The sequence below is a fragment of the Pyxidicoccus sp. MSG2 genome, from assembly GCF_026626705.1.
GTDB lineage: Bacteria > Myxococcota > Myxococcia > Myxococcales > Myxococcaceae > Myxococcus.
The window spans coordinates 1,925,211-1,937,197 of record NZ_JAPNKC010000001.1; the positions used below are offsets into that span (position 1 = coordinate 1,925,211).

At 70.2% G+C, this 11,987-nt stretch carries 1 protein-coding gene (only partly in view); it reads left to right on the top strand.

Features of this window, described 5'->3' with window-relative positions:
* Positions 1 to 11,648, top strand: the final stretch of a protein-coding gene (locus OV427_RS07275; RefSeq protein ID WP_267855379.1) for a non-ribosomal peptide synthetase. 30,709 nt of this gene lie to the left of the window's left edge; only the last 11,648 of its 42,357 coding nucleotides appear in the window; its start codon lies beyond the left edge, outside the window; its stop codon occupies positions 11,646 to 11,648.
* The last annotated feature ends 339 nt before the right edge of the window (positions 11,649 to 11,987 follow it).

An 11,987-nucleotide genomic window follows, 5' to 3' on the forward strand; every position in this document is an offset into this window, starting at 1 on the left:
CCGAGCCGACGCATGCGCCGACACCCGTCGCCCTGCCCGATTCGCTGGCCTACGTGGACTTCACCTCCGGCTCCACCGGCCGCCCCAAGGGCGTGGGTACCACCCACCGTAACGTCCTGCGCACCCTCCTCGGCGCCGACTACGCCCGCTTCGGGCCCGACGAAGTCCTCCTCCAGTTCGCTCCCATTTCCTTCGACGCCTCCACCTTCGAAATCTGGGCCGCGCTGCTGCATGGTGCTCGCCTCGTCGTCATGCCTCCGCAGGCCGCGTCGCTGGAGGAACTCGGCCACGTCATCCAGTCCTCGGGCGTCACCACGCTGTGGGCCACCATTGGCCTCTTCACCCAACTGGTGGACAACCCGCCTCCGGGGCTGAGCACCGTGAAGCACGTCATGACGGGCGGCGACGTGGTGTCGCCCGCCCACGTGCGTCGTGCCGTGGAGGGCCTGCGTGTCCCCGTCACCGCCATGTACGGCCCTACCGAGACGACGGTGTTCGCCACCGCCTGGCCAGTGACTCACGCGGAGCAGGTGGGCACCTCCGTCCCCATCGGCCGTCCCATTGCCGCCACTCAACTGTACGTGCTGGACGCGCACGGCCAGCCGGTGCCTGTAGGTGTCATCGGGGAGCTCTACATCGGCGGCGATGGCCTCGCGCGCGGCTACCTGGGCCAGCCCTCGCTCACCGCCGAGCGCTTCCTCCCTGACGCCTTCAGCCACGTCCCCGGCGCCCGCCTCTACCGCACCGGCGATCTGGTCCGCTGGCTCGCCGGAGGCGTGCTCGACTTCGTCGGCCGCGCCGACGCCCAGGTGAAGCTGCGCGGCTTCCGCATCGAGCTCGGCGAAGTCGAATCCGCCCTGCTCTCCTTCCCCGAGGTCGCCCAGGCCGTCGCCCTCGTGCGCGAGGACGTCCCCGGTGACAAGCGCCTCGTCGGCTACGTCGCCGCGCCTGAGTCCCTCGACACCGCGGCCCTGCGCACCGCCCTCAAGCAGCGGCTGCCCGAGTACATGGTGCCCTCCGCCCTCGTGCGTCTGGACTCCCTGCCCCTCACCAGCAACGCCAAGGTCGACCGCAAGGCCCTCCCCCCGCCGGATGCGGCGCTGTCCTCCACCGAGGACTTCGTCCCCCCGCGCACTCCCACCGAGGAGAAGCTGGCGGAGCTGTTCGCGGCCGTCCTGCGCGTGCCCCAGGTGAGTGTCACCAGCAACTTCTTCGAGCTGGGCGGCCACTCACTACTCGCCACGCAGGTCATCTCCCGCATCCGCTCCACCTTCGACGTGGAGCTGCCCCTGCGCGCCCTCTTCGAGGCGTCCACCGTCGCGGCACTCGCCGAGCGCATCGAGTCCACTCGCCTGACGGGTGGCGCACTCCAGGCGCCCGCCATCGTCCCCGTGCCCCGCGAGAGCTCACGGCCCGTGTCCTTCGCGCAGCAGCGGCTGTGGTTCATCGACCAACTCCAACCTGGCAGCCCCGCCTACAACATGCCCGCCTTCGTGCGCATGGACGGCCCGCTCGACGTGGCCGCACTCCAGCTCAGCTTCGACGAGCTGGTGCACCGCCACGAAGCCCTGCGCACCTCCTTCACCCAGCAGGAGGGCCAGCCCTTCCAGCTCATCGCGCCCCGCGGTGTGCTGCCGCTGCAGCAGGTGGACCTCAGCAGCATGAAGCCCGAGGCCGCCCGCGTCGAGCTGGAGCGCCACCTGCGCGAGGAAGCCCTGCGTCCCTTCAACCTCGCCACCGGTCCGCTGGTCCGCGCACAGGTGCTGAAGCTGGGCGCCACCGAGCACGTGCTCGCCCTCAACATGCACCACATCGTCTCCGACGGCTGGTCCATGGGCGTGCTGGTGCGTGAAGTCGCCGCACTCTACGAAGCCTTCTCGCAGGGCCGGCCTTCGCCCCTGACGCCCCTGCCCATCCAGTACGCCGACTACGCCGCCTGGCAACGCCAGTGGCTCCAGGGCGCCGTGCTGGAGGAGCAGCTCGGCTACTGGAAGCGGCACCTCTCCGGCGTCTCCACCCTGGAGTTGCCCACCGACAAGCCTCGTCCTCCCGTGCAGACCTTCAACGGCGCGGACGTGCCCGTTGCGCTCTCGCTCGCCGCCTCCGAGCAGCTCAAGGCACTGTGCCAGCAAGAGGGCGCCACGCCCTTCATGGCACTGCTTGCCGCCTTCCAGGTGCTGCTCTCCCGCTACTCCGGGCAGAGGGACATCTCCGTCGGCTCCCCCATCGCGGGCCGTCAGCGCGGCGAGCTGGAAGGCCTCATCGGCTTCTTCGTCAACACCCTCGTGCTGCGCTCCCAGGTAGAGGACTCCGCGTCCTTCATCCACTTGCTGCGTCAGGTGAAGGAATCCTCGCTGGGCGCCTATGCCCACCAGGACGTGCCCTTCGAGCGACTGGTGGAAGAGCTCCAGTCCACCCGCGACATGAGCCGCAGCCCGCTCTTCCAGGTTCTCTTCTCCCTGGTGAATACGCCCACGCCGTCGGCCCAGGGCAAGGGGCTGGCACTGCGCCCGCTGGACGTCGACAAACCCACCATCAAGTCCGAGCTGCAGCTCACCCTGTCGGAGACCCCGAACGGCTACCAGGGGAAGCTGGGCTACAACACCGACCTCTTCGAGCACGCCACCGCGCTGCGCATGGCGAGCCACTTCCGGGTGCTGGTGGAGGCCCTCGTCGCCCGGCCCGAAGCATCCCTCTCGGCTATCTCCTTGTTGTCCGATGTGGAGCGCCAGCAGGTGCTGGGGGAGTGGAACGCCACCTCGTCCACCTACCCGCGCGAGTCCACGCTGCCTGAGGTCTTCTCGCACGTCGTGGCCCGCTTCCCGGACCACGTCGCCGTGGAGTTCGGCGACTCGCGCCTCACCTACCGCCAGCTCGATGAGCGCTCCAACCAGCTCGCGCACCACCTGCGCCGGCTTGGCGTGGGTGCCGACTCTCGCGTCGCCCTCGCCGTCGAGCGCTCGCTGGAGCTGATTGTCTCGCTGCTGGCCATCCTCAAGGCTGGCGGCGCCTACGTCCCCCTGGACCCGTCCTATCCGCGTGAGCGACTGGCCGGCATGGTGGAGGACACCGCTCCCCAGGCCCTCGTCACCACACGCGCGCTGCTCGCGCGTCTGCCCGTGGACGTGCTCTCCACCGTCGTGCTGGAGGACGCAGCACTCGCTTCCGAGCCGACGCACGCGCCGGCCCCCGTCTCCCTGCCCGACTCGCTCGCCTACGTGGACTTCACCTCCGGCTCCACCGGCCGCCCCAAGGGCGTCGGCACCACCCACCGCGGCGTGCTTCGCACCCTCCTCGGCACCGACTACGCCCGCTTCGGGCCCGACGAAGTCCTCCTCCAGTTCGCTCCCATCTCCTTCGACGCCTCCACCTTCGAAATCTGGGCCGCGCTGCTGCACGGTGCTCGCCTCGTCGTCATGCCTCCGCAGGCCGCGTCGCTGGAGGAACTCGGCCACGTCATCCAGTCCTCGGGCGTCACCACGCTGTGGGCCACCATTGGCCTCTTCACCCAACTGGTGGACAACCCGCCTCCGGGGCTGAGCACCGTGAAGCACGTCATGACGGGCGGCGACGTGGTGTCGCCCGCCCACGTGCGTCGTGCCGTGGAGGGCCTGCGCATCCCCGTCACCGCCATGTACGGCCCCACCGAGACGACGGTGTTCGCCACAGCCTGGCCGGTGACTCACGCGCAGCAGGTGGGCTCCTCCGTCCCCATCGGCCGTCCCATTGCCGCCACTCAACTGTACGTGCTCGACTCTCACGGCCAGCCCGCTCCCGTGGGTGTCGTCGGGGAGTTGTTCATCGGCGGCGACGGACTGGCTCGCGGCTACATCGGCCAGCCCGCCCTCACCGCCGAGCGCTTCGTCCCTGACGTCTTCTCCGGCATCCCCGGCGCTCGCCTCTACCGCACCGGCGACCTGGTCCGCTGGCTCGCCGGAGGCGTGCTCGACTTCGTCGGCCGCGCCGACGCTCAGGTGAAACTGCGCGGCTTCCGCATCGAGCTGGGCGAAGTCGAATCCGCCCTGCTCTCCTTCCCCGAGGTCGCCCAGGCCGTCGCCCTGGTGCGCGAGGACGTCCCCGGCGACAAGCGCCTCGTCGGCTACGTCGCCGCTCCCGAGTCCCTCGACATCGCCGCCCTGCGCACCGCCCTCAAGCAGCGGCTGCCCGAGTACATGGTGCCCTCCGCCCTCGTGCGCCTGGACTCCCTGCCCCTCACCAGCAACGGCAAGGTCGACCGCAAGGCCCTTCCCCCGCCGGATGCGGCGCTGTCCTCCACCGAGGACTTCGTCGCCCCGCGCACTCCCACCGAGGAGAAGCTGGCGGAGCTGTTCGCGGCCGTCCTGCGCGTGCCCCAGGTGAGCGTCACCAGCAACTTCTTCGAGCTCGGCGGCCACTCGCTGCTGGCCACGCAGGTCATCTCCCGCATCCGCTCCACCTTCGACGTGGAGCTGCCCCTGCGGGCCCTCTTCGAGGCGCCCACCGTCGCCGCACTCGCCGAGCGCATCGAATCCGCTCGCCTGACAGGAGGCTCGCTTCAGGCGCCCGCCCTCGTGCGCCGGGCAGCGTTCTCCGATTCGCTGCCGCTGTCCTTCGCACAGCAGCGCCTGTGGTTCATCGACCAACTCCAGCCCGGCAGCTCCGCCTACAACATGCCCTCGCCGGTGCGCCTCACCGGAGCCCTGGACCTCGCCGCCCTGGAGCGCAGCCTCGGTGCACTCGTCGAGCGTCACGAGTCACTGCGCACCACCTTCGCTGCCAGCAATGGCGAGCCCGTGCAGGTCATCCGCCCCGTCTCGGCCTTCCATCTGCCCGTGGTGGACCTGGGCGAACTGTCCACCGAGCAGCGCGAGTCCGAGGCCCGGCGTCTGGCCACCGAGGACGGCGTCCGCCCGTTCGACCTCTCCCAGGGGCCGCTGTTCCGTGCCTCGCTGCTGAGGCTCGCGTCCGAAGAGCATGTGCTGCTCCTCAACCTGCACCACATCATCTCCGACGGCTGGTCGCTCAGCGTGCTCGTGCGCGAGCTGGCAGCCCTGTACCAGGCTCACGCCTCGGGCCAGCCGCCGAGGCTCGCGCCGCTGCCGACGCAGTACGCCGACTACGCGGTGTGGCAGCGAAACTGGCTGAGTGGCGAGGTGCTGGAGGCGCAGCTCGGCTACTGGAAGCAGCAGCTCGGTAGCGCCCCGAAGGCGCTGGAGCTACCCACCGACAGGCCCCGCCCGCCCGTCCAGACGTTCCACGGGGCGACGCATCCCTTCGCGCTCCCCGCGGGGCTGGGGCAGCAACTGGAGGCGCTCGCCCGTCAGCACAACGCCACCCTCTTCATGGTGTTGCTCGCCAGCTGGCAGACGCTGCTCTCCCGGTACTCGGGACAGGACGACGTCGTCGTCGGCTCGCCCATCGCTGGCCGCAACCGCACGGAGACGGAGGGCCTCATCGGCTTCTTCGTCAACTCGCTTGCCCTGCGCGCCCACGTGACTGACGAGGACACCTTCGCGTCCCTGCTGGAGCGGGTGCGTGAGTCCACACTGGGCGCGTATGCCCACCAGGAGGTGCCCTTCGAGAAGCTGGTGGAGGTGCTCCAGCACGAGCGCGACCTGAGCCGCTCGCCGCTCTTCCAGGTCATGTTCTCACTGCAGAACCTGCCCGACTCCTCCATCTCCCTGTCGGGCCTGAAGCTGTCCACCGTGGAGGCGCCCACCCACGTCGCCAAGTTCGAGCTGACGCTCACGGTGACGCCGAGCCCGCAGGGGCTGTACGGCTCGCTGAACTACAACACCGACCTGTTCGATGCCTCCACCATCGTGCGCATGGCCGGCCACCTCCACACCCTGCTGGAGGCCATCGCCGCCAACCCGCGCCAGCGCCTGTCCGACATCCAGCTGATGCGCGAGGACGAGCGCCGCCAGGTCGTCGAGCAATGGAATGACACGGCCGCTCCCTTCGCGGACGGCGCCCGCTTCCACGAGATGTTCGAAGCCCAGGTGCAGCGCACGCCCGACGCCGCGGCCCTCCGCTTCGGCGAGCGCACGCTGAGCTACCGTGAGCTGGACGCGCGGGCCAACCAGCTCGCACACGAGCTGCGCACCCTGGGGGTTCGTCCCGACATCCTGGTTGCGCTATGCGTGGAGCGCTCGTTCGACCTGGTGGTGGGTCTGCTCGGCGTGCTCAAGGCCGGCGGCGCCTACGTGCCCATGGACCCGGCCTACCCCCGTGAGCGCCTGGACTTCATGCTCCAGGACTGCGGCGCGTCGGTGCTCCTCACCCACTCGCACCTGCGCGACACGCTGCCCTCCTTCTCGGGCGACGTGCTGAATCTCGACACCGCCGAGTCCTTCCTTTCGCGCCACCCGGTCTCCGCGCCGGCGCGCGTCGGCACGGCGGACGACCTGGCGTACGTCATCTACACCTCCGGCAGCACCGGCCGTCCCAAGGGCGTCATGGTGAGCCACCGCGGCGTGCCCAACCTCGCGGCGGACATCGCCCGCGTCACGGGCCTGCGCGCTGGGCAGCGCGTACTCCAGTTCGCGTCCTTCAGCTTCGACGCCGCCGTGTACGAGGTGACGCTGGCGCTGTTCCACGGCGCCACCCTGGTGATGGCATCGCGCGAGGACCTGATGCCCGGCCAGCCGCTGATGGACGTGCTGCGCGGCCAGGCCATCGACCAGGTGCTGCTGCCGCCCTCCGTCCTGGCACTGCTACCCACTGATGGATTGGAGACGCTGGGCACCATCCTCTCTGGCGGCGAGGCCTGCTCGGCCGAGCTGGTGGAGAAGTGGGCTCCTGGCCGGCGCTTCTTCAATGCGTACGGCCCCACCGAGGGCACCGTCATCGCCAACGTGCACCTCTGCGTCCCGGACGGACAGCGTCCGCCGCTGGGCCAGGGCCTCGCCAACACGCGGCAATACGTGCTGGATCGCCACCTGCGCCCGGTACCCGTGGGCGTGGCCGGCGAGCTGTGCATCGGTGGCGTGGGCCTCGCTCGCGGCTACCTCAACCGGCCGGAGCTGACGGCCGAGAAGTTCGTGCCGGACCCGTTCGCCACCGAGCCCGGTGGACGCCTCTACCGCACGGGAGACCTCGTGCGCTGGAGGGCAAATGGCACGCTTGACTACGTCGGCCGCATCGACTTCCAGGTGAAGCTGCGTGGCTTCCGCATCGAGCTGGGTGAAATCGAAGCCGTGCTGGCCTCGCACGCCAACGTGCGGCAGGCGCTGGTGCTGGTGCGTGAGGACCGCCCCGGCGACAAGCGCCTGGTGGCCTACACAGTCCCTGCTCCCGGCGTCTCCCTGGACGCGGAGGCTCTCCGGGCCACCGCGAAGCAACGGCTGCCCGAGCACATGGTGCCCTCGGCCTTCGTCGTGCTGGAGGCGCTGCCACTCACGCCCAACGGCAAGGTGGACCGCAAGGCCCTGCCCGTGCCCGAGGCGCCGGCTTCCACGGTGGAGCACGTCGCCCCGCGCACCCCCACCGAGGAGCTGCTCGCGGGCCTGTGGGCCCAGGTGCTGGGCCTGGAGCGCGTGGGCGCGGAGGCGCAGTTCTTCGAACTGGGCGGCCACTCGCTGCTGGCCACGCAGGTCATCTCGCGCATCCGCTCCACCTTCGGCGTGGAACTGCCCCTACGTGCCCTCTTCGAGGCGCCCACCGTCGCTGCACTCGCGAGGCGGGTGGACATGGCGGTGCACTCGCGCACCGTCCAGGCTCCGCCCCTGGTGCCCGTGCCGCGCACCGGTGAGCTGCCGGTGTCCTTCGCGCAGCAGCGACTGTGGTTCATCGACCAGCTCCAGCCCGGCAGTTCCGCGTACAACATCCCCTCCGCGCTGCGCATGCGTGGGCCCCTGGACGTGGGTGCGCTGGAGAAAGCCTTCGTCTCACTCGCCGAGCGGCACGAGGCGCTGCGCACCACCTTCGGCGTCCATGACGGCGAGCCCGTGCAGGTCATCCACCCCGTGCCGCACTTCCCGCTGCCGGTGGTGGACCTGAGCGCGCTGCCCGCCTCCGAGTGCGAGGCCGAGGCCCGCAGGCTGGCCGCGCAGGAAGCCCAGCGCCCCTTCGACCTGGCGCGAGGCCCCGTCTTCCGCGCCCTGCTGCTGCGCCTGGGCGAGCAGGACCACGTCCTCATCGGGACGATGCACCACATCGTCTCCGATGGCTGGTCCATGGGAGTGCTGGTGCGCGAGCTGGCGGAGTTCTACTCGGCGCATGCCATGGGCCGTGAAGCGCGTCTGCCCGCCCTCCCGGTGCAGTATGCGGACTTCGCCGCATGGCAGCGCTCGTGGCTGCGGGGTGAGGCGCTGGAGAAGCAACTGGGGTACTGGCGCGAGCAGCTCTCCGGTGCGGCGCCCGTGCTGGAACTGCCCACCGACAAGCCTCGTCCCGCCGTCCAGTCCCACCGCGGCGCGTGGCAACCGGTACAGCTCTCCGCATCCGTCACCGAGGCGCTCCTGGCCCTGTGCCAGCGCGAAGGCACCACGCCCTTCATGGCGCTGCTGACCCTCTGGCAGATGCTGATGGCGCGCTACTCCGGACAGGACGACATCTCCGTCGGCTCCCCCATCGCCGGCCGCACCCGTGGGGAGACGGAGGGCCTCATCGGCTTCTTCGTCAACACGCTGGTGCTGCGCACCCAGGTGGACGCACGCGCAACCTTCCGCGAGCTGCTCGCGAAGGTGCGCACCACAACGCTGGGGGCCTACGAGCACCAGGACGTGCCCTTCGAGAAGCTCGTCGAGGAGTTGCGGCCCCAGCGCAGCCTGAGTCACTCGCCGCTGTTCCAGGTGATGCTCGTTCTACAGAACGCTCCGACGACCTCCATGGAGGTGAAGGGCGGTGCGAAGGACAGCACCCCGCTGCGCCTGGAGTCCTTCGAGTCGGGCGCGCAGACCACGAAGTTCGACCTGACGCTCTCACTGTCCCAGCGACCCGAGGGCTTCGGCGGCACACTGAGCTACCGCACGGACCTGTTCGAGCAGGGCACCATCGCCCGCATGGTGGAGCACTTCTCCACGCTGGTGCAGGCCGCCGTGTTCGCGCCGGAAACGCGCGTGGGTGAATTGCCTCTGCTGCCCGCCTCCGAGCGTCAGCAGTTGCTCACGAGCTGGAATGACACCCGCCAGGAGGCCAGTTGGGACGGCGCGCTGCATGAGCGCTTCGAGGTGCAGGCTGCGCGTACTCCGGACGCCGTCGCGGTGCTCGATGACTCCGCCTCGTTGTCCTTCTCGCAGGTCAACCGCCGCGCCAACCAGCTCGCGCAGGTCCTGCGTCAGCGGGGTGTCGGGCCCGAGGTGCGCGTCGCCCTCTGCATGGAGCGTGGCGTGGACATGGTGGTGGCCGTCCTCGCCATCCTCAAGGCCGGTGGTGCCTACGTCCCCATGGACCCCGCCTACCCGCGCGAGCGCCTGGCCTTCATGCTCCAGGACTGCGGTGCGCGACTGGCCCTCACCCAGCGCCATCTGGCCGAGCGCATGGAGGGCTCCGGCGTGGAGCCCCTCTACCTGGACGATGCCTCCGTTGCTCAGGTGCTCGCGCGCGAGTCCGAGGCCAACCCGCCTCGCGTCACCTCGCCCGAGCATCTCGCCTACGTCATCTACACCTCCGGCTCCACCGGCCGCCCCAAGGGCGTCATGGTTCAGCACTCCTCCGTGATGAACCTGCGCGCCGCACTCGCTTCGGCCGTGTATGCCGGAGCCGAGGGCGCGCTGCGCGTCAGCCTCAACGCTCCGCTCGCCTTCGACGCCTCCGTGAAGCAACTCATCCAGGTGGCCGACGGCCATGCCCTCTGCCTCGTGCCCCAGGCCGCTCGCGAGGACGTCGCGCTGCTCAAGGCGTGGGTGGAGAAGCACCAGCTCGACGTCCTCGACTGCTCGCCCTCTCACCTGCGCCTGCTGCTGGAGGAGGGACTCGCGGCTTCCAGGCCACTGCGCGTGCTGGTGGGCGGTGAGGCCGTGGACGAAGCGCTGTGGGCGAAGCTGTCCGCCCACCCGTTCATCCACTGCTTCAACGTCTACGGCCCCACCGAGTGCACCGTCGACACCACCGCTCGCGCCATTCGTGGCTCCTCCAGGCCCACCCTGGGCGGCCCGCTCGCCAACGTGCAGGTGTATGTCCTCGACGAGCGCATGCAGCCGGTGCCCACCGGCGTCCCCGGCGAGCTCTTCATCGGCGGCGCGGGTGTCGCTCGTGGCTACCTCGGCAGGCCCGAGCTCTCCGCCGAGAAGTTCGTTCCGGACCCGTTCGGCGCAGCGGCCGGTGGCCGCCTCTACCGCACCGGCGACAAGGTGCGCTGGCTCGCCAATGGCGAGCTCGACTACCTGGGCCGCATCGACTTCCAGGTGAAGCTGCGCGGCTTCCGGATTGAATTGGGCGAAATCGAAGCCGCCCTGGAGCAGGAGCCCACCGTCAGTCGCGCCGTCGTGCTTGCTCGCGAGGACGTGCCTGGCAACCAGCGCCTCGTCGCGTACGTGGTGCCCGTCTCCATGGACAACACGCCGTCCACCACGGAGCTGCGTGCCGCCATCGGCAAGAACCTGCCCGAGTACATGGTGCCCTCCGCCTTCGTCTTCCTGGCGGCACTGCCCCTCAACACCCACGGAAAGGTCGACCGCAAGGCCCTGCCCGCGCCGGATGCGTCCTCCACGGGAGTCGCCTACGTCGCCCCGCGCACGCCCACCGAGGAAGCCATCGCCGCCGTCTGGGCCGAAGTGCTCCACGTCGAGAAGGTCGGCGTCACCGACGACTTCTTCGCCCTCGGCGGCCACTCCCTCCTCGCCGTGCGCCTCATGACCCGACTGCGCGAGCGCACCGGAGTCGCACTGCCTGTGTCATCCCTCTTCCAGGGCGCCACCGTGGAGCGCCTGGCTCAGCGGCTGGAGCAGCGCGACGAGTCCTCCCGCTCCTCCTCCAACCTCGTCCGGCTGGATGCGGGCACCGCCACCGGCCGCCCCCTCTTCCTCGTCCACGGCGGCGGCGGCAGCGTGTTGGGCTACACCGAGCTCGTCCGCCACCTGGGCACCGACAGGCCCCTCTACGGCCTGTCCGCCTCCGGCCTCGACGGAGGCGAACTGCCCGAAGCCTCCATCGAAGTCCTCGCCCGCGACTACCTCACCCAGCTGCGCGCCGTGCAGCCCCAGGGGCCCTATCTCCTGGGTGGCTGGTCCTTCGGCGGACTCGTCGCCTACGAAATGGCCCGCCTGCTCCAGGCCGCGGGGGAGAAGGTGGAGTTGCTGGCCCTCCTCGACAGCCACGCGCCTCAAACGCAGCCCCGGCCCGAGCCGATGCCCTCACGCAACTGGCCGGCTTCGGCCGGGTGCTCGGGCTGCCGTGGCAGTCACTGCCCCTGGACGTGGAGCACCTGCGGCGGCTCGACGTGCGGGGCGCACTCGGCTACGTGCTGGAGCTGGCGCGGCGCTCACCCTCGGGCGGGCCCGCGCTGGACCTCGACGCGGCCGAGCGCCTCTTCCGCGTGTATCAGCGGCTCAGCCACGCCCAACGCACCTACGTACCCGCCAGCGTCTACACGGGCCCGGCCGTCCTCCTCCGGGCCGCCACACCCCCGAGCGGGGCGCCTCGCGCCGAGGACCTGGGCTGGAGCGCGTGGCTCCCCGGCGCACTCACTGTGCACGAGGTACCCGGTGACCACTTCACCTTGCTGACCGCGCCCCACGTCACCTCGGTGGTGGAGCGGCTGACCCACCACCTGCGGCTGCTGGAGCAAGACGCCGAATGAGCACCACGAGCAGCGCACGCTGACGCTCGAACGCCGGAAGAAGCCCCCGCCGCGGGCGGGTCGCGACACACCGAAACGCGACCTCGCCTGCTCGCCCGCACGGGGGGCGACCAGACCTTCCTGATTTGCTTGCTTGGGGCGAGGGCGCATCCGCTTCGCCCTCGTAACTCCAGTGAACGGGGATTGGAGAAAGGCTCGCTTCCGGGGCTATTCTCGCATTCGCGGGCCTGTTTCATCCCCACTGTCCGCTGGAGATTCTCGTGGT